The 18,973-nt window shown below is 65.8% G+C and carries 20 protein-coding genes; 7 read left to right on the forward strand and 13 right to left on the reverse strand.

The window, feature by feature from the left end; all coding sequences use genetic code 11:
- Positions 1-8: 8 nt before the first annotated feature.
- From gyrB to ABD050_RS07685, 3 genes are all read left to right on the forward strand, one after another.
- Positions 9-2,525, forward strand: coding sequence for a DNA topoisomerase (ATP-hydrolyzing) subunit B (gene gyrB / locus ABD050_RS07675; RefSeq protein ID WP_343888666.1), 2,517 nt, complete (start codon positions 9-11; stop codon positions 2,523-2,525).
- Positions 2,526-2,548: 23 nt separating this feature from the next.
- On the forward strand, positions 2,549-3,298 hold the full coding sequence (locus tag ABD050_RS07680; RefSeq protein WP_343888668.1) for a class I SAM-dependent methyltransferase: 750 nt from the start codon (positions 2,549-2,551) through the stop codon (positions 3,296-3,298).
- Between the two features lie 143 nt (positions 3,299-3,441).
- Positions 3,442-4,209 carry a class I SAM-dependent methyltransferase gene (locus tag ABD050_RS07685; RefSeq protein WP_343888669.1) on the forward strand — a complete coding sequence of 256 codons (768 nt, stop codon included), beginning with the start codon at positions 3,442-3,444 and terminating at the stop codon, positions 4,207-4,209.
- 16 nt (positions 4,210-4,225) lie between these two features.
- On the opposite strand, the gene ABD050_RS07690 is transcribed toward ABD050_RS07685, so the two are convergent.
- The 7 genes from ABD050_RS07690 to ABD050_RS07720 all read right to left on the reverse strand — a co-directional run bounded on the left by ABD050_RS07690 (position 4,226) and on the right by ABD050_RS07720 (position 10,635).
- Complete coding sequence (locus ABD050_RS07690; protein WP_343888670.1) at positions 4,226-5,266, reverse strand: sensor histidine kinase; 1,041 nt, start codon at positions 5,264-5,266, stop codon at positions 4,226-4,228.
- A complete protein-coding gene (locus tag ABD050_RS07695) occupies positions 5,263-5,709 on the reverse strand; it encodes a response regulator (RefSeq protein ID WP_343888671.1) in 447 nt (148 codons plus the stop codon). Before ABD050_RS07695 ends, ABD050_RS07690 begins: the two co-directional genes overlap by 4 nt.
- A gap of 16 nt (positions 5,710-5,725) precedes the next feature.
- Complete coding sequence (locus ABD050_RS07700; protein WP_343888672.1) at positions 5,726-7,234, reverse strand: sensor histidine kinase; 1,509 nt, start codon at positions 7,232-7,234, stop codon at positions 5,726-5,728.
- 70 nt (positions 7,235-7,304) lie between these two features.
- Entirely contained in the window at positions 7,305-8,063 is a 759-nt protein-coding gene (locus tag ABD050_RS07705) for a 3'-5' exonuclease (protein ID WP_343888673.1), read from the reverse strand.
- Between the two features lie 88 nt (positions 8,064-8,151).
- Positions 8,152-9,534 carry a phosphoglucomutase/phosphomannomutase PgmG gene (pgmG, locus tag ABD050_RS07710; protein WP_343888674.1) on the reverse strand — a complete coding sequence of 461 codons (1,383 nt, stop codon included), beginning with the start codon at positions 9,532-9,534 and terminating at the stop codon, positions 8,152-8,154.
- A gap of 58 nt (positions 9,535-9,592) precedes the next feature.
- Entirely contained in the window at positions 9,593-9,841 is a 249-nt protein-coding gene (locus ABD050_RS07715; protein ID WP_343888675.1) for a J domain-containing protein, read from the reverse strand.
- The gene (locus tag ABD050_RS07720) at positions 9,841-10,635 is read right to left on the reverse strand and encodes a division plane positioning ATPase MipZ (protein ID WP_343888676.1); all 795 of its coding nucleotides are present in this window, start codon (positions 10,633-10,635) and stop codon (positions 9,841-9,843) included. Before ABD050_RS07720 ends, ABD050_RS07715 begins: the two co-directional genes overlap by 1 nt.
- 92 nt (positions 10,636-10,727) lie before the next feature.
- Here ABD050_RS07720 and panC point away from each other — a divergent pair, with 92 nt between their 5' ends.
- From panC to ABD050_RS07735, 3 genes are all read left to right on the forward strand, one after another.
- Positions 10,728-11,579, forward strand: a complete 852-nt coding sequence (panC, locus tag ABD050_RS07725) for a pantoate--beta-alanine ligase (RefSeq protein ID WP_343888677.1) — start codon at positions 10,728-10,730, stop codon at positions 11,577-11,579.
- A gap of 71 nt (positions 11,580-11,650) precedes the next feature.
- Complete coding sequence (locus tag ABD050_RS07730) at positions 11,651-11,947, forward strand: hypothetical protein (RefSeq protein WP_343888678.1); 297 nt, start codon at positions 11,651-11,653, stop codon at positions 11,945-11,947.
- 60 nt (positions 11,948-12,007) lie between these two features.
- Entirely contained in the window at positions 12,008-12,412 is a 405-nt protein-coding gene (locus ABD050_RS07735) for an MAPEG family protein (RefSeq protein WP_343888679.1), read from the forward strand.
- 3 nt (positions 12,413-12,415) lie between these two features.
- On the opposite strand, the gene topA is transcribed toward ABD050_RS07735, so the two are convergent.
- From topA to plsY, 5 genes are read right to left on the reverse strand one after another with little or no spacing between them, the layout of a single operon-like run.
- Entirely contained in the window at positions 12,416-15,001 is a 2,586-nt protein-coding gene (topA, locus tag ABD050_RS07740) for a type I DNA topoisomerase (protein WP_343888680.1), read from the reverse strand.
- 58 nt (positions 15,002-15,059) lie between these two features.
- Positions 15,060-15,443, reverse strand: coding sequence for a hypothetical protein (locus ABD050_RS07745; RefSeq protein ID WP_343888681.1), 384 nt, complete (start codon positions 15,441-15,443; stop codon positions 15,060-15,062).
- Positions 15,440-15,742, reverse strand: coding sequence for a hypothetical protein (locus tag ABD050_RS07750; RefSeq protein WP_343888682.1), 303 nt, complete (start codon positions 15,740-15,742; stop codon positions 15,440-15,442). Before ABD050_RS07750 ends, ABD050_RS07745 begins: the two co-directional genes overlap by 4 nt.
- 15 nt (positions 15,743-15,757) lie before the next feature.
- Positions 15,758-16,840 (reverse strand): DNA-processing protein DprA, encoded by a 1,083-nt coding sequence (gene dprA, locus ABD050_RS07755; RefSeq protein WP_343888683.1) that lies wholly within the window; start codon positions 16,838-16,840, stop codon positions 15,758-15,760.
- A complete protein-coding gene (gene plsY, locus ABD050_RS07760) occupies positions 16,833-17,459 on the reverse strand; it encodes a glycerol-3-phosphate 1-O-acyltransferase PlsY (protein ID WP_343888684.1) in 627 nt (208 codons plus the stop codon). The genes dprA and plsY overlap by 8 nt, the downstream gene beginning before the upstream one ends.
- Positions 17,460-17,588: 129 nt before the next feature.
- Between plsY and murI the strand changes: the two genes are divergently transcribed.
- Complete coding sequence (gene murI / locus ABD050_RS07765; protein ID WP_343888685.1) at positions 17,589-18,380, forward strand: glutamate racemase; 792 nt, start codon at positions 17,589-17,591, stop codon at positions 18,378-18,380.
- 77 nt (positions 18,381-18,457) lie between these two features.
- Here murI and ABD050_RS07770 read toward each other — a convergent pair whose 3' ends face one another.
- Entirely contained in the window at positions 18,458-18,637 is a 180-nt protein-coding gene (locus ABD050_RS07770; RefSeq protein ID WP_343888686.1) for a hypothetical protein, read from the reverse strand.
- Between the last annotated feature and the right edge of the window lie 336 nt (positions 18,638-18,973).

Below are 18,973 nucleotides of genomic sequence, written 5' to 3' on the forward strand. Positions count from 1 at the left end.
GAATTGCCATGACAGATACGCCTGAAACCAGTGTCCCCGACAACCAGCCCAACGCCAATGATTATGGCGCGGATTCGATCAAAGTCCTGAAGGGCCTCGACGCCGTCCGCAAACGCCCCGGCATGTATATCGGCGATACCGATGACGGATCGGGCCTCCACCATATGGTGTTCGAGGTTTCGGACAACGCGATCGACGAGGCCCTGGCCGGCCACTGCGACCGGATCGACATCACGCTCAACCCCGACGGCTCGGTCTCGGTGACCGACAATGGCCGCGGCATCCCGACCGGCATCCATACCGAGGAAGGCGTGTCTGCAGCCGAGGTCATCATGACCCAGCTCCATGCCGGCGGAAAGTTCGAGAACACGTCGGACGACAATGCCTACAAGGTCTCCGGCGGCCTGCACGGCGTCGGCGTCTCGGTCGTCAATGCGCTCAGTGAATGGCTCGATCTCACGATCTGGCGCGACGAGACCGAGCATTATATGCGCTTTGCCTTCGGCGATGCGGTGGCACCCCTGAAGGTCGTCGGCCCGGCGCCGGGCCGCAAGGGCACGCGGGTCACCTTCCTGCCGAGCCCGGCCACTTTCAAGATCACCGAGTTCGATTTCGAGAAGCTCGAGCACCGCTATCGCGAGCTTGCCTTCCTCAATTCGGGCGTCCGGCTGTTCCTGAACGACGCGCGGCACGAGGAGCCGAAGACCGTTGAGCTCTTCTATGAGGGCGGGATCGCTGCGTTCGTGAAATATCTCGATCGCAACAAGGTCGCGCTGATGCCCGATCCGGTCGCGATCTCGGGCACGCGTGACGACGTCACGATCGACGTCGCGCTGGAGTGGAACGATTCCTATTACGAGAATGTCCTCGCCTTCACCAACAACATCCCGCAGCGCGACGGCGGCACGCATCTCGCGGCCTTCCGCGCCGCGCTGACCCGCACGCTCAACAATTATGCCGAGAAGTCCGGCCTCCTGAAGAAGGAGAAGGTGACGCTCACCGGCGACGACATGCGCGAGGGCCTGACGGCGATCGTCTCGGTGAAACTGCCCGATCCCAAGTTCAGCTCGCAGACCAAGGATAAGCTCGTCTCGTCCGAGGTCCGCCAGCCGCTCGAAAGCCTGATGGCTGACAAGCTCGCTGAGTGGCTCGAGGAGAATCCCGGGCATGGCAAGGCGATCGTGGCCAAGATCATCGATGCCGCCGCCGCGCGCGAAGCCGCCAAGAAGGCGCGCGAGCTGACGCGGCGCAAGGGCGTGATGGATATCGCGTCCTTGCCCGGCAAGCTCGCCGACTGTCAGGAACGCGATCCCGCCAAGTCCGAGCTGTTCCTGGTCGAGGGCGATTCGGCCGGCGGCTCGGCGAAGCAGGGCCGCGACCGGCATTTCCAGGCGATCCTGCCGCTCAGGGGCAAGATCCTCAATGTCGAGCGCGCGCGCTTCGACCGGATGCTCTCGAGCCGCGAAATCGGCACGCTCATCCAGGCGATGGGCACCGGCATCGGCCGCGACGATTTCAACGTCGCGAAGCTCCGCTACCACAAGATCGTCATCATGACGGACGCCGATGTCGACGGCGCGCATATCCGCACCCTGTTGCTGACCTTCTTCTACCGGCAGATGCCCGAGATCATCACCAACGGGCACCTCTTCATCGCCCAGCCGCCGCTCTACAAGGCGACGCGCGGGCGCTCCGAAGTCTATCTGAAGGACGATAACGCGCTCGATGATTATCTGATCGAGAATGGCGTTGCCGGCACCGTGCTCGAAGGGGCGGGCGGGGCGCGCTCGGGCGCCGATCTCCGCTCGCTGGTCGATCATGCGCGGCGGATGCGCACGCTGATGCGCTATGTGCCGCGGCGCTACGACCCGACCATGGTCGAGGCGCTGGCGATGGGCGGCGTGCTCGATCCGACGCTCAGCAACGAGACACGCGGCACGCTTGTCGCGACCGTGGTGCGCGGGCTCGACGCGGCGGACAGCGATGCGCGCTGGTCGGCGACGATCACGCCCGAGGGCAGCATCCACTTCCAGCGCATCTGGCGCGGCGTGACCGATCATCACATCATCGAGGCTGCGTTCCTCGGTTCGGCCGAGGCGCGCAAGCTCCACACGCTGGCCGATGAGCAGGGCGACGCCTTCTCCCAGACCGCCAAGCTGGTCTCGACCAAGGCGGCCGCGGCGGTCCAGGCCGAGGCCGATGCGGCGGCCGAGGACGATGATGCGCCGGTCGCGCTCGGCAAGGGCGAGACGATGATCGCGCGGCCGAGCCAGCTGCTCGAAGCGATCCTCGCCGCCGGCCGCAAGGGCCTGGCGATATCGCGCTACAAGGGCTTGGGCGAGATGAATGCGGAGCAATTGTGGGAGACCACGCTCGATCCGCAGAACCGCTCGCTGCTCCGCGTCGAGGTCGATCAGGCGGATGTCGCCGACGAGATCTTCACTCGATTGATGGGCGACGTGGTCGAGCCGCGCCGCGAATTCATCCAGGACAATGCGCTGAGCGTGGTCAATCTCGACGTCTGATAGGCTAAAAGAGGAGCGGGTAGATGAGGGCAGCACTGACGGGCGTCGCGATCGCGGCGCTGATGGCGACCGGCGCATTGGCGAAAGACCACAAGCCAGCCGAGACGAAGGCGGCGGTTACGGCCGCCCTCGCCGACCCCGCCCGCGCTGACCAGGCAGTCGACGATGCGCGGCGCAAGGCGCTCGAATCGCTCGTCTTCTCGGGCGTTGGCCCCGGCGATACGGTAATCGATTACCTGCCGGGCAAAGGCTATTGGACACGCATCTTCACGGGCGTGGTCGGGCCGAAGGGTCATGTTTATCCGATGTGGCCCGCCGCTGCCGCTGCCCGCGCGACAGCCACCGTCGACGATCTCAAGACCCGCAACCTCGCGAACGTGACGCCGCTGGTGCAGACGACCAATATTCCCGCCAGCGACACCCCGGTCGACCTGTTCTGGACGGTCGAGAATTATCACGACGTCGCGAATAATGGCGGCGAGCAGGCGCTGGCGGCTGTCAACAAGGGCATTTTCAACCTGCTGAAGCCGGGCGGCATCTATATCGTGATCGATCATGCCAGCGCAGCCGGCACCGGCATCACCACGACCAACACGCTGCATCGGATCGAGCCGGCGGCCGTTAAGGCGCAGGTGATTGCCGCTGGGTTCACGTTCGTCGGTGAAAGCGACGCGCTGCGTAACCCGGCTGACGACCATAGTTTGAAGGTGTTCGATCCGGCGATTCGTGGCCACACCGACCAGTTCATCTACAAATTCCGCAAGCCGGGCTGACCACGACCGGGCTTCCCGGCCTGGCTTTGTCGGCCGTGTCGTTGGTGCCATTGTCGATGCAGTTGGTGGCGTCACGGGGGTGAGGGGCTGGTGCCGGTGGCGGCGCCATGCAAGATTCCGCCTTCATTTCGAAGGAGGGGTCAATGAGTCAGAAATCCCGATTGCTCGCCATTCTGCTGGTCGGTGCCGCGGTGACGACGGCGTGCACCGCCGCGTCCACGCCGGGCAAGCCCGCGGATATCGCCGCGGCCGCCGCTGACCCGGCGCGCGCCGCCGATGTCGCCTCGGACGCGCGGCGGCACGGACCTGAAATCCTCCGTTTCGCCGGCCTCAAGCAGGGCGCTGTCGTGATCGATCTCATCCCGGGCGGCGGCTATTGGACTCGGTTGTTCGCCAAGGCGGTCGGCCCGAAGGGCCATGTCTACGGCATCTGGCCCAAGCCCTATGCGATGGAAGCCAAGACCGATGTCGAGACCTATATGAAGCTCGCCGGCTCGGCCGACTACCCGAACGTCACCGGCACGATCGAGCCGGCGACCGAGCTCAGCGCGCCGGCCAGGGCCGATCTCGTCTTCACCGCGCAGAATTATCATGATTATCCCGACAAGTTCATGGGGTCGATCGATCCGGCGATCTTCAACAAGGCGGTGTTCGCTGCGCTGAAGCCGGGCGGAATCTTCCTCGTGATCGATCATGTCGCGGCGGCGGGGTCGGGGATGCGCGATACCGACACGCTCCACCGCATCGATCCGGCGATCGTCAAGAAGCAGGTGATTGCGGCTGGCTTCAGCTTTGTCGGCGAGAGCAAATTGCTCGCCAATCCGGCGGACGATCACACGATCATCGTGTTCGACAAGAAGATCCGCGGCCGGACCGATCAGTTCATCTACAAGTTCAGGAAACCCGGCTGACCGGGCAGGCCGGCTTTCAGGCGAGCGTGGCCCTGAGCGTCGCGCGGACGCCCTGACGGCCGGCATCATATTCGACGGCGCTGTGCAGGCTCTGCGCCATCGCCCGGATCAGCTTGGTGCCGAGCCCGGTGCCGCGCGGCGCCGCGTCTGCCTTCATGCCGACTCCGTCGTCTTCGACCGAGAGAATGAAATGACCATCACCGTCCCGCGACAGCCCGACACGGACTTCGCCCGACATCGCCGGATAGGCATATTTGCAGGCGTTGGAGACAAGCTCGGTCACGATCACCCCGAGCGAGACGGCACGGTCAGTGGGCAGCCGGATCGGTTCGGCAGCAAGCGACAATATGCGCCGCGCCCCTTTGGTCGACCAGGTCTCGCCCAGTTCAGCGACGAGCGCACCGAGATATTCCTGCATGTCGACCTGCTCGACATCGTCGGCGGTGTAGAGCCGTTTGTGAACCTGCGCGATCGCGGTGATCCGGCGCTGGGTATCTTCGAGCGCGCTCCGCGCACCGGCATCGGCCAGCGCGCTCGCCTGCATGCCGACCATTGCCGAGACCAGCTGGAGGCTGTTGGCGACGCGGTGGTTGACCTCGCTGAGCAGCGCTGCAAGCCGCGCATTGCTCGCGCGCAGCTGTTCCTCGGCCGCTGCCTTGCCGCGCTCGAGCGCTGAGCGCGCCAGTACCTGCTCGAAAGTGCTGGCGAGAAGCTTGAAGAAATCCTCGCCAACCGTCTTGACGACATAATCCGCCGCGCCCGCCTTCAGCGCAGCGACCGCGATCCGCCCCTCTTCGGAACCGGTGACATAGACGAGCGGCGGCGGGGCGGGCAGCGCGCGCAGGCGCTTGAGCGTTTCGAGCCCATCCATGCCGGGCATATAATGGTCGATCGCAATCAGGTCGAAGGGCTCGGCCTGCGCCAGCGCGATTCCCTCTGCGCCGCCTTCAGCCGCAGTCACGGCAAAGCCGAGGCGCGAAAGCGTGCGCACCGCGAGCCGCCTCAGGCCAGCGTCGTCGTCGATATAGAGAATTTTGACCGGCGCGGTTTCGTTCACCCTTCGCCCTCGATTTCGGGCACCTGGATCACCGACAGGAACAGGCCGAGCTGCCGGATCGCCTGGGCGAAGCTCTCATAATTGACCGGCTTGGTGATGTAGACATTGCAGCCCAGGTCATAGCAGCGCTGGATCTCGACCTTGTCGTCAGTGGTGGTGAGGACGACGACCGGCGTGCGTTTCAGCGGCCCCTCGCCCTTGATCCTGGCGAGAATGTCGGTGCCGCTCATATCGGGCAGGTTGAGGTCGAGCAGGATGAGCGCAGGGCCGTTCAATGCCGGGCCGTCCCTGTGGTTGTACAGGAAATCGAGCGCGCTGGTGCCGTCGGTGAAATGCTTGATGTCGTTCAGAATGCCGGCGCGGCGGATATTCTTCTCGATCAGCCGGGCATGGCCCTCATCGTCCTCGATCATCACGATGCTGACGGAGCGGTGGTCGTTCATCTGTCTTTCCCCAATTTCACCTGGTGGGTGCGTCGGCCAGCCTGGCCGGAAGCGATAGCCGGAAGGTTGCTCCCTTGCCGAGGTCGGATTGGACATCGACAATGCCGCCAAGACGATACGCCAACGCGCGGACATGGGCGAGGCCGATCCCCTCCCCCGGCTGGTCCTGGTTGCCGGAGCGGCGAAACAGGTCGAACACGCGCTGATGGTCGCGCGGATCGATGCCGCGGCCATTATCCTCGATCTCATAGGTGACGCGCGCGCCGTCGCGCGATCCCCGCACGGCGACCAGTCCGGGGCGGCCGGGCTGGAGATATTTGACTGCGTTCTCGATCAGGTTGGAGAATATCTGTTCGATCGCAAGCCGGTCGCTGACGATATCGGGCAGCGGGCTTTCGATCACCAGCCGAGCACCCCGATCTTTGATCGCATGCTGCAGGGTCTCGCCGATCGCAGAGACCAGAGCGTCCATGTCGATGGCCTCGGGTGCGATCAGCCGCCGGCCTTCGCGCGACAGCTTGAGGATTGCGTTGATCAGCCGATCCATCTTCTGGGTCGAGGTGCGGATGAAGCCGATCGCTTCGGGCAGGTCTTCTCGGGCGGCAAGCCGTGCTTCCTGGGTGACGATATCGGGGCAGGCCTGTTCGGCGCGCTCGATCAGATCGGCGATCGTGGTGGTCGCGGCTTCGAGCTCGGCAGTGAAGCCCATCACATTCACGAGCGGCGAGCGCAGATCATGGCTGACGATATAGGCGAAGCGCTGGATTTCCTCATTGGCGCGGCTGAGATCGGCAGTGCGTTCCTTCACCAGCTCCTCGAGCGAGTCAGCGAAATCGCGCAGCGTATCGCGCGAAGCGGCAAGGTCGCGGGTGTAGCGCAGGATCGTCACCAGCGAAGCGACCGCAACGAGCAGCAGGATGATGCCGGCGATGGCGAGGACAAGGTAAAAGGCCTGAACGCTTGCCTGTTGATCGGCATCGCGGATCGCAAGCAGCCGCTCCTCCACCCGCCTCATCTCGTCGGTCAGCGCCCGGATTGCCGGCATCTGCCGCGCGTCGGTGTCAGTGATGAAGGCACGCCGGGCCTGATCGAGCTGACCGGCGGTGACCAGGGCGTTGGTGCGGTCGCGCTGCGCCTGGAGGCCGTCGATCAGCGCGCGCATCTTGCGAAGATTGGCTTGCTGGGTCGGATTGTCCCTGGTCAGGTCTCCGATCCGCTGGAGCGCAGCGGGCAGCTTCGCGGTGGTCCTTCTGTAGATGTCGAGATAGGTCGGCTGGTCGGACAGGATATAGCCGCGCCGGGTCGTCTCGGCCTGCTCGACCAGTGTGTTCGCCTGCGAAATGGCGAGCTCGACCTCATAAGTGTGGTTGATCCAGGAAGTGTGATCCTGGGTGCGAGCACTCAACCAGGCGGCTGAAAGCCCGGTGAGGACAAGGCTCGCGAAGCCGATCACCATGAGGCCGACCAGCCATCGGCTGACTGATCGGCTCGTTCCCCCAATCCGCGTGAAGAGCCGCTCGAGCATCGCGGCCTTCTATTGTCTCGCCCAGATGAAGGCCAGCCATCCCATGTTAACCTGAATCAAGCGGATATCGTCACAGCACCACGTCCTGAAGCGTCGTTCGCCCGACCGCGCCGCCGCCCCGCCGCCGCGCGAGCTCGGTCTCGGCGCTGAAGCGGACATCGATATCGCGATCGCCGAGGAAGCGCTCGAGCGATTCATCCTCGATCTCGCGCCAGTCCTTGCCCCGGTCTGGCCCCTGGCGAACGCGCGGCAGCAGGCCCGGCTGGTTCGACCATTCGATCAACTGCGCCACCCCGACTTCGTTGAGCATGTCGCGCAGGTGGAAGGCAGTGACATAGGCGTCGGGAAAGGCGCGGTGCGCGGGCAGGCCGCGCTCATGGTCGATTCCCTCAGGCTTGCGCCAATAGCGCAGCATCTGATTCGAGAAGCTCGGGCACTCGGGCCAGAGCCGCATCGCGCACTTCCAGGTGCAGATCCAGTCGGCGTTGCGGGTCAGTGCCGGGGTGCAGAATTCGAGTTCGGCCGTGGCGCGGTGCGCGGCAAGCGCCACCCGGCGCGGCCAGGGATCGAGCGCCTGCCGCGCGACATCATGCCAGAAGGGCGCATCGGCGACCTGCTCGTCGAGGATATGATGAATCGCCTGAGTGAGCGGCGGGATCGACCGCCCCGGATTGACCAGCCTGCTGCCGCCTTCGCCATGGAGCGCCCACCGGCCGTCAGCGCCCAGCGCGACATCCTGCCAGCCGATCTCGCAAACGCCATGCGCGGGCGGTGCGGGCCCGGTGGTTTCGAGGTCGACGACGCGGATCAGCTGGGGTGGCGGGGCCATCGTCCCTAAGTGGCGGTTCGGCGGGTGAAATGCCAGAACTTCCCGTCATCCCGGAAGTCGTGCGTACGAGACCGGGGTGACGGCTGGATCAGTGCCCCGCCTGCTCGCCGCGCACGAGCCCGCTTGCAGCCAGCTGCGCGTCGATCATCGCCATCAGGCGATCGAGCCCGGCCTGGTCCTTCGCCTCGGCGCGCGCGACCAGCACGTCCTGGGTGTTGGAGGCGCGGAGCAGCCACCAGCCGTCGGGCGTGTTGACCCGCGCGCCGTCGGTACGGTTGACGTCGGCGCCTTCGGTTTCGAGCCGGTCGAGCACCTCGTCGATCACCGCGAATTTGCGGCTTTCGTCGACCTGGAAGCGCATCTCGGGCGTGTTGACCATCGCCGGCATCGCGCCCCTCAGCTCGGTCATTGACTTGCCGATCATGTGCGCCGCGCGGATCAGCCGGACTGCGGCATAGTGCGCGTCGTCGAAGCCGTAATAATCATGCGCGAAGAAGATATGGCCGCTCATCTCGCCGGCGAGCGGGCTCTTCGTCTCCTTCATCTTCATCTTGATCAGGCTGTGGCCGGTCTTCCACATCAGCGGCTTGCCGCCAAGCTCGGCGATCCGGTCGTACAGCGCCTGGCTTGCCTTCACGTCAGCGATGATCGTCGCGCCCGGCTCTTCCTTCAGCACCGGCTCGGCGAGGATCGAGAGCAGCTGGTCGCCCCAGATCACGCGGCCGGTGCCGTCGATCGCGCCGATCCGGTCGCCATCGCCGTCGAACGCGAGCCCGAAATCGAGCTGCTTGTCGGCGACCAGCTTCTTGAGATCGGCGAGATTCTTCTCCTCGGTCGGGTCGGGATGATGGTTGGGGAAAGTGCCGTCCACCTCAGTGAAGAGCAGATGATGCTCGCCCGGCAGGAGCTTCACCAGCTTCTCGATCACAGGGCCCGATGCGCCGTTGCCGGTATCCCAGCCGATCTTGTACGCGCCGCCGGCATAGCCGGCGAGCAGGCGTCCGACATACTCGTCGATGATGTCGAGATTGGTGACGGTGCCCGAACCTTCCTCCCAGTCGCCGGCTTCGGCGAGGCGGCCGAGATCCTGAATGTCCTCGCCGAAGAACGGCAGATGCTGGAGCACCATCTTGAAACCATTGTAATTGCCGGGATTATGGCTGCCGGTGATCTGGATGCCACCATCCACTTCGAGGATCGCCTCGGCATAATAAAGCATCGGCGTCGGCCCCATGCCGATGCGGACGACGTCGACGCCGCCGGCGATCAGTCCCTCGATCAGCGCACGCTCGAGGTCGGGCGAGGAAAGGCGCCCGTCATAGCCGACCGCCACCCGCGTGCCGCCCGCGCGCCGCAGCCGGGTCGCGAAGCCGCGGCCGATCGCCGTCGCGTCGGCAGTGCCGAGCGTCTCGCCGACAATGCCGCGGATGTCATATTCGCGCAGGGAAGTGGGATCGAAGCGATGAGTCATGATGTTCCTGTCGATAGGGTCGCACGCCCAATCAGCGAGCGGCCAGAAAGTTCAATCGCTAGCGCTTGAGCAGCACGTCACGCGCGACATTGATCCGTCGCGCCAGCTCGGCCGACCCGCCGCGATCCGGGTGGACCGCCGAGACGAGGCGCCGGTGCGCGGCCCGGATTGCGTCGGCGTCGGCGTTGCTGTCGACGCCGAGGATGGCGCGCGCCTCCGCCTCCGGCATTGACGGCCTGACCGCGCTTTTGCGCAACAGCCACCATCCGCCATAGAGGATCAGGCCGAGGAAGATCAGTTTTGCCATCAGGCGAACAACGGCATTGCCGGCTCGGGCAGGCCGAGTGCCGCCATCATCTCGCGCAGCTCCTGCCGCGCGGCGACATGGGCCAGGCCCATCTCGCCGAATTCGCGCGCGTCGAGCATCGTCAGCCCCTTGGGGAAGAGCTCGCGATAGATCACCCGCTCGCCGAGCCCGGGGACGATCCTGAAGCCGACTCGCTTGGCGAGCTGGTCGAGGGCCTCGGAGACACGGCGCATGTTGCGCGCCTCGATATGCTGGACCCGGTTGCGCAGCACCACCCAGTCGATCGTCGAGCCGTCCGCCTTGGCCCGCGCCTTGCGCGCGTCCCAGATCAGTTCGGCGTAGAAGCTCGGCCTGGTGACCTTGTAGGTGACCGGATCGACCTGGCCGATCAGGTCGAAATCGACGAAGCTGTCGTTCATCGGCGTGACCAGCGTATCGGCGCGCTGTGCCGCCATCCGGGCGAAGCGGTCGTCGCGGCCCGGCGTATCGATCACCAGGAAATCGGCGCCCTGGGAAAGCGCGTCATAGGTTTCGGTGAAGCGCGCCAGACTTTCGCCGTCATGGGTGGCATGGCGCGGGGTCATCAGCTCGCGGCCGGTGCGCTTCGCCGTGGCGGCGCGGTTGTCGAGATAGCGGCCCGTCGTTCGCTGGCGATGGTCGAGATCGAATGCCGAGACCCGGGCGCCGCGCGCCTCGAGCGCGATCGCGACGTGCACCGCGGTCGTCGATTTGCCGGTGCCGCCCTTCTCGTTGGCGAACACGATGACATGTGGCTTCTTTGCAACCGTCGACAAGTCGAGCGTGTCCTTCGATGATTGGCCATATTGATCGGTCGGGCCGCCCCCCATAGAAGGCCCGCCCCGTCCTTATCGAAGGCCTGTAGCGCGTGCAAACCATCCGTCAGCTCGATCTGCTCCGCACCGGGATCGCCGAATTAAGGGCGGAGGGCGCGCGCATCGCGCTGGTGCCCACCATGGGCGCGCTCCATGCCGGGCATATGGCCTTGATCGAGGCGGCGAAGCGGCCCGGTACAAGGGTGGTGGCATCGATCTTCGTCAACCCGAAGCAGTTCGGCCCCGACGAGGACCTGGCGCGCTATCCCCGTAAGGAACAGGCCGATTCGCGGATGCTCGCCGCGGCCGGTTGCGACCTGCTGTGGATGCCGCCGGTCGAGGTGATGTACCCCGAAGGCTTCGCGACCAACATCTCGGTATCGGGGGTGAGCGACGGCCTCGACGGCGCTGCGCGGCCGGGACATTTTGACGGGGTGGCGACCGTTGTCGCCAAACTGCTGAATCAGGTGCGGCCCGATATCGCCTGGTTCGGCGAGAAGGATTTCCAGCAGCTCGCGGTCATCAGACGCATGGTGGCCGATCTCGATTTCGGGATCGAGATCGCCGGCATCCCGACCCAGCGCGAGGATGACGGGCTCGCCCTCTCCTCGCGCAACGTCTATCTCGACGAGGACGAGCGGGCACGCGCGGTCGCGCTGCCACGCGCGCTCGGCGTCGCCGCGCGCGCCATCGGTAAGGGCGGCGATGCCGAGACGGCGCTCGCCGCCGCGCGCGCGTCGCTTGCGGCGGCCGGTTTCGAGCTTGACTATCTCACCCTGGTCGATGCCGGGACGCTGGCCGAAGGCGGCGATCCGGCGCGACCGCGCCGGTTGCTCGCCGCAGCGCGGATGGGATCGACCCGGCTGATCGACAATGTCGCGGTTGATCCGATCGAACAGGGTTAATTGCGTTAACCATTTGTAGAAAGTCTTTGCCCAATGTTGATCCCTGGGAATGGTTAACAGGGGTTAAGAGCATGGGCACGAGCCTGAAGAATGCGCAGTTCCTCGTCGAGAGCCGGCTGGCCGACGCCGCCCGGGGTGATTTGAACGCCTTTTACGATCTCGGCATGGTCTATTCGAGCGGCGCCGCCGGCATCGATGTCGATCTGATCGAGGCGCATAAATGGTTCAACCTCGCAGCGGTTGCGGGCAGCGAAGCGGCACAAAGCTGCCGCAGCGAAATCGCCGAGGACATGAGCGCGCGCGAGATCGCCGAGGCGCAAAAGGCAGCCCGGGCCTGGCTCAACGGAACGGCGCGCCGCGCCGCCTGAGTCGACCCGATCTGCGAAGAGGAATAATGATGCTCCCGAAACAACAAGCGGGAGCGGGCAATGCATCTCATCATCACGTCGCTGACGGCGTCGGCACTGGCGCTGTTATTGGTCGTCCTGTCGGTCATCACGATCAGGGCGCGCATGAAGCACAATGCCGCGTTCGGCGACGCCGGCGAGCAGCGCCTGACCTCGGCGATCCGAGCGCATGGCAACCTCACTGAATATGCGCCGATCGGGCTGATCCTGATCGCCCTGCTCGAGGCGAACGGCGCTGGCCATCAGCCGCTGCTGATCGTCGCCGCCGCTTTCGTCGTCGCCCGGGTGCTCAACGCGATCGGCCTGTTCAATCCGCCCGGGCCGCCACCGCTCACCCGCTCGATCGGGATTGTCGCAACCCTTGCCATTCTGGTCGGGCTTGCGGTCTGGCTGCTCATCCTGGTGCATTCGCCGCTGCTTGACTGATCCTCAGGCGCTGACCGTCTTTTTCGGGGCCGCCTTTTTCGGGGCTGCCTTTTTCGGGGCTGCCTTTTTGGCGGGTGCTTTCCTGGCTGGCGCCTTTTTGGCAGCGGGCTTCTTCTTGCCTTTCTTGGCGGGGGCGGCTGCCGCCCGCGCATCGATCAGCTGGGCTGCCTCTTCGAGCGTCAGCGCGTCCTTCTCGATCGACTTGGGCAAGGTCGCATTGGTCTCGCCGTCAGTCACATAGGGGCCGAAGCGCCCCTCCATCAGCCTGATTTCGGCCTCGGTGCGCGGATGCTTGCCCAGGATCTTCAGCGGCTCGCGGCTGCCGCGTTGCGGGCGCCCGCCGCCCGCCGCTGCCTCGGCGAGCTTCACCACGGCTGCGTTCATGCCGGTCTCGAACACTTCGGCGGTCGAGGTCAGCCGGGCATATTTGCCGTCATGCGCGAGATAGGGCCCATAGCGGCCGATCGACGCCGTGATCGGGGTGCCGCTCTCCGGATGCGTGCCGACGGTGCGCGGCAGGCTCAGCAGCTTCAGCGCCCAGTCGAGCCCGAAATCCTCAGGCGGCACATCCTTGGGGATCGAGGCACGCTTGGCGTCCTTGCCCTCGCCGAGCTGGACATAGGGGCCGAACCGCCCGCTGCGCTTCGTCACCTCGGCGCCGGTCTCGGGGTCCTGGCCCATCACCTCGGGCCCGCTATCGCCATTGTCGCCTTCGCTGCCGGGCTGGCCGAAGCGGCGGGTATATTTGCAGTCGGGGTAATTGGAGCAGGCGACGAACGCCCCGAACTTGCCGCCCCTGAGCGCCAGATGGCCGAGGCCGCAATTCGGGCAGAGCCGTGGATCACTGCCATCGGCCTTGGCCGGGAAGAGATAGGGTTCGAGGAACTTGTCGAGTTCCGCCGTCACCTCGGACGGCTTCTGCTCCATCACCTCGGTGGTGCGCGGCTTGAAATCCTTCCAGAAGGATTCGAGCACTGCCTGCCATTCGGCGCGCCCGCCCGAGACTTCGTCGAGCTCGTCCTCGAGCCCGGCGGTGAAATCATAGCCGACATATTTCTCGAAGAAGCGCTCGAGGAATGCCGTCACCAGCCGACCGCTCTCCTCGGCGAAGAAGCGGTTCTTCTCGACCCGGACATAGGCGCGGTCCTTCAGCGTCTTGATGATCGAGGCATAGGTGGAAGGCCGGCCGATGCCGAGCTCCTCGAGCCGCTTGACCAGCGAGGCTTCGGAGAAGCGCGGCGGCGGCTGGGTGAAATGCTGCTCGGCATTGACTGCCTTCTTGGCGGGCGCATCGCCTTCGCGCATGCGCGGCAGGCGGCGGCTGTCTTCGTCGGCGCTGTCGTCGGTGCCTTCTTCGTAGAGCGCGAGATAGCCGGGGAAGAGAACGACCTGGCCGGTCGCGCGCAGGCCCGTCTGGCCCGAGCCGTCAGTCAGCTCGACCGTGGTGCGCTCCATGCGCGCCGATGCCATCTGACTGGCGAGCGCGCGCTTGAAGATCAGGTCATACAGCCGGGCATGGTCGCCGCTGCCCGCCTTGTCCTTCGAGAAATCGGTCGGGCGGATCGCCTCATGGGCTTCCTGCGCATTCTTCGCCTTGGTCTGGTACAGGCGTGGCTTGTCGGGGACATAGCCTGCGTCATAGCGGTCGGCGATTGCCTTGCGCGCGGCCGAGATGGCCGAGCTGTCCATCTGGACACCGTCGGTCCGCATATAGGTGATCGCGCCGTCCTCGTAGAGGCCCTGCGCGATCCGCATCGTGTGATCGGCCGAGAAACCGAGCTTGCGCGACGCCTCCTGCTGCAGGGTCGAAGTGGTGAAGGGCGGCGGCGGGTTGCGCGTGGCCGGCTTGACCTCGACTGTCTGGACGCTGAAGCGCCCGTCCTCGACTGCCTTCTTCGCGCGGAGGGCGGTGCCCTCCTCGCCGATGGACAGCCGGTCGAGCTTCTTGCCTTCGAAGGTGACGAGCCGCGCGACGAACGGCGTCCCGTCCTGCTCCATATCGGCAGTGACTGACCAATATTCCTGCGCCCTGAACGCCTCGATCTCGCGCTCGCGATCGACGATGATCCTGAGCGCGACTGACTGGACCCGGCCAGCCGATTTCGCGCCGGGCAGCTTGCGCCACAGCACCGGCGACAGGGTGAAGCCGACCAGATAGTCGAGCGCCCGGCGCGCCCGATAGGCATCGATCAGGTCGGTATCGAGCTGGCGCGGATGCTTCATCGCCTCGGTCACCGTCGCCTTGGTGATGGCGTTGAAGGTGACGCGCTCGACCTCTTTCGGCAGCGCCTTGCGGTTCCTGAGCACCTCGAGGACGTGCCAGCTGATCGCCTCGCCCTCGCGATCAGGGTCGGTGGCGAGGATCAGGCGATCGGCCTTCTTCGCCTCGTCGGTGATCGCCTTCAGCTGCTTCGCCTTGTCGGCATAGTTTTCCCATTCCATCGCGAAGCCATGGTCGGGATCGACTGATCCATCCTTGGGCGGCAGGTCGCGGACATGGCCGTAGCTGGCGAGGACACGATAGTCCGAGCCGAGATATTTCTCGATGGTTTTCGCCTTGGCGGGCGATTCGACGATGACAAGCTGCATGGGGGTCTGATGCGTCCTTACGTGTACGCGCGAGGATGAAGAGGGGAGCGGGGGCGCGTCAAGCCGTCCGGGTGATCCGCCAGGCGACCAGGAACAAGATGGAGATCGCAAGGTCGATTGACGAGAGGGTGAAGGTCGCAGCGTCGACACGGCCTGCCGCGAACAGGATCGCGACCGGAATGCCGAAGCTCCATTTGGCGAGCACCGCGATCGGCATCAACGGACGAAAGCGCAACGGATCGCGGCCGATCGTCCAGTAGACGAGCTGAAGGGCGAGCGCCAAGCCGACAAAGCCGTAGAGCAGTTCAGGGTGTGTCACCGGCCTGCCGGCCCGGGCCATCATCGGTTCGGCGAAATACATCGGGAGCAGGACGATCACGCCATAGAGCGCGGCGGCGGTGAAGATCTGCCGCGCCGTCCGGATGGCCCGCCCGGGAGTCACGCAAACACCTCCGCGAGCCGGCTCACGCCGGGCTTCAGCAGCGAATAGATCGCGACCCCCGCGAGCCATGAAGCCGCAAACGCGCTGAACATGAAGACGTAGAGGATCAGATAATATTGCGCGGCCAGGCTGGCGATTCCCGCAGGAAGAGTAGCGCCGGCCCCGGTCGAAATCGAATCCAACGCGATGTTGGCGACGGTCAGCCCGACCACGCATCCCGCGACCGGCCCGAGATTTTCCCGAAGAAGGTCACTCAGGCGCGCAAAGATCTCGCCGACCGTCAATATCCGCTCCGCCATTTACTTCTCCTGCGGCTATATCCTGCTCACCCGTCCCCCGGCATGGCGTTCCAGCCGTCCCGCCAATTCCAGCTCCAGCAACACCATCTGGACGATCGCTGGCGCAAATCCCGATTGGCGGATCACCTCGTCGATCGCGACCGGCACCGGTCCGAGCAGCCCGGCGATGAGGCGGCGTTCGGCATCGCCAGCGTCCTCGGGCGGCGGCGCGCCGAAAGGCGATCCCGGCGCGCGGACCATGCGCGAATCGATCGGGCGGATCGTTTCCAGCACATCGGCAGCGGATTGAATCAGCGTCGCGCCGTCGCGAATCAGGCTGTTGCAGCCCTGGGCGCGCGGATCGAGCGGCGAGCCGGGCACCGCCATCACCTCACGGCCCATCTCGCCCGCCAGCCGGGCGGTGATCAGCGATCCCGATTTGGGCGCCGCCTCGACCACGACCGTGCCCTGGGCGAGCCCGGCGATGATCCGGTTGCGATAGGGGAAATGGCGCGCCCGTGGTTCGGTGCCCGGCGGCTGCTCGGCGATCAGCAGGCCCTCGGTCGCGATCCGCTCCTGCAGGGCGGCATTCTCGGGCGGATAGGCGATATCGATGCCGCCGGCGATCACCCCGATCGTGGCTTCGTCGATCGAGCCGATATGCGCCGCCGTGTCGACGCCGCGCGCGAGGCCCGAAACGATCGTCGCGCCCTCGCGGCCGAGCTCGGCGGCCAGTTGGCGCGCAAAGCGACAGGCGGCGGCCGAGGCATTGCGCGCGCCGACCATCGCGATCACCGGCCGCCGCGTCAGCGCGAGATCCCCGCGAACCATCATCACCGCCGGCGCATCGTCGATCTCCGCGAGCAGTCGCGGATAATCGGCGTCGTCGAGAAAGAGATGCCGCGCGCCGAGCTTGGCCCCCGCCGCCAGCTCGCGTTCGGCAACGGCGCGGAGCGCGACCACCGGCGGCCGGCCACCGCCGCGCGCCGCCAGCGCGGGCAGGGCAGCGATCGCCGCCGCCGCATCGCCGAAGCGGGCGATCAGCTGGCGGTAGGTGACTGGGCCGATCTGCGGTGTCCGGATCAGCTGCAGGCGCGCAATCGCCGCCTCTTCAGGCATCGGGGTCGGGCATGGCGGGATTCGGGGCCTTTTTGGCGCCGATCCGGGGTTCGGTGCCGTTCAACAGGCGATCGATATTGTCGCGGTGCTTCCACAGGACAAGCAGCGCGAGCGCGAGCAGCAGCAGGACGATGTCGAAGGCGGAAAAGAAGGCGGCGCTTACCGGCGCGCTCACCGCGGCCGCCATCCCGGCAACCGAGGAGATGCGCAGCGTCGCGAGCAGCCCGAGCCAGACCACCGCATAGACCAGGGCGCAGGGCCAGTGCAGCGCGAGCACGATCCCCATCAGCGTCGCGACGCCCTTGCCGCCGCGGAACCGCAGCCAGATCGGGTATAGATGCCCGAGAAACGCGGCCGCGGCCGCGATCACCGCGATACTGTCATCCTGACCGCCGAAGAAATGCCGGGCGAGCCACACCGCCGCAAAGCCCTTGGCGGCATCGAGCAGCAAGGTGGCCGCGGCGAGCCCCTTGCGGCCGGTGCGCAATACGTTGGTCGCGCCGATATTCCCCGAGCCGATCTGGCGGAGGTCGCCCGCGCCCGACAGGCGGGTCAGGATCACGCCAAACGGGATCGAGCCCAGCAGATAGCCGAGCAGCGCCGCTCCTGCAGGAGCCATCCAGAGATAGTCTGTCGGCAAAAACGAACCCCCACGTCACCGCGATATAGCCCTGCATCGCGGTATCGCCAACAATCAGGCTCAACATGCGACATTGTCAAACGCAGCGCCGGCGCTACATCGCGGGCGATGGCGGACACCCGGCCGATCCTGTTCTTCGATTCCGGCGTCGGCGGGCTTTCCGTGCTGGCGGCGACGCGCGCGCTGCTGCCGCGCGCGCCCTTCATCTATGTCGCTGATTCAGCCGGCTTCCCTTATGGCACCAAGACCGAGGCGGAGATTGCCGGCCGAGTGCCGGCGCTGCTCGGCCGGCTCGCAGAGCGCTATCATCCGCGGCTGATCGTGATCGCCTGCAACACTGCCTCGACGATCGCGCTCGCCGCGGTGCGCTCGGCACTCGACCTGCCGATCGTCGGCACCGTGCCGGCGATCAAGCCGGCCGCCGAGGCGAGCCTGACCCGGGTAATCGGCGTGCTCGGCACTGACGCGACGGTGCGCCAGCCTTATGTCGACGATCTGGCGGCGCGCTTCGCGCGTGATTGCCGCGTCCTGCGCCACGGCTCGGCCGAGCTCGTCACGCTCGCCGAGGCGAAGCTGCGTGGCGAAACGGCACCGCGCGAGCGCTATGCGGCGATTCTGAACGGCCTGTTCGATCAGCCCGGCGGCGAACGGATCGACATGATCGTCAATGCCTGCACCCATTTCCCGCTGGTCGCCGAGGAGCTGGCGGCGGCGGCGGCGCACAAGGTGCGGTTCGTTGACGGATCGGCCGGCATTGCACGCCGGATCGCCCATCTTACCCAGGGCCAGGATTGGCCCGATTCACCCGGCGAAGGCCTCGCCATCTTCACCGGCGCGCTTGACGACCGACTCGCCCCCGCGCTGCGCGGATATGGTCTCGGCCGGATCGAGACGTTCTAAGGTACCGGTTTTCAGCGTTTCACGATCCCGCACAACGGCCTGGACAAGCCGGTCGATTGGATCTCGTCCTGCCTGGTTTATGCGTTGTTCTGGGCGGGGGCTGCCTCGGCGGCACAGGCAGCGATTTCGGCGTAGCGAGTCGCGAGCTCGCCATGGACTCGGCGGGCGATAGGGTCGCCCGCGCGTTCGGCCTGGGCGCGCTCCTGCGCCTCCCGGCGCGCATAATAATCATGTCTCGAATCCGGTCGATCGTTCACGGTCAAGCTCCTTGCATCAAGTGGGAGCGCATCGTCTCTCGGTCGCGGCGGGCTTGCGGCTGACGGGCAGCGATGTCGGCTTGTATGCCTACTTGTACCACTAGCCGCCCGAGTCGCGGTTGATATAAAACAAGATCGGCGACTCTTTTTTCCAATTGCCGCCGGTTGGGGCGCTATTTTGAGCAAATCGCTGGAAATCCGCGGCGGGCGGCGTTAGGTGAACCTCCATGGAAGCGGACGGCACGGCGCAGCGGGGAGTCGATTACTCGCGGATCTTCACCCAGGCGATTGATCGCCTGCATGTCGAGGGCCGCTACCGGGTCTTCATCGACATAT

The organism is Sphingomonas oligophenolica, assembly GCF_039522915.1.
Lineage (GTDB): Bacteria > Pseudomonadota > Alphaproteobacteria > Sphingomonadales > Sphingomonadaceae > Sphingomonas > Sphingomonas oligophenolica.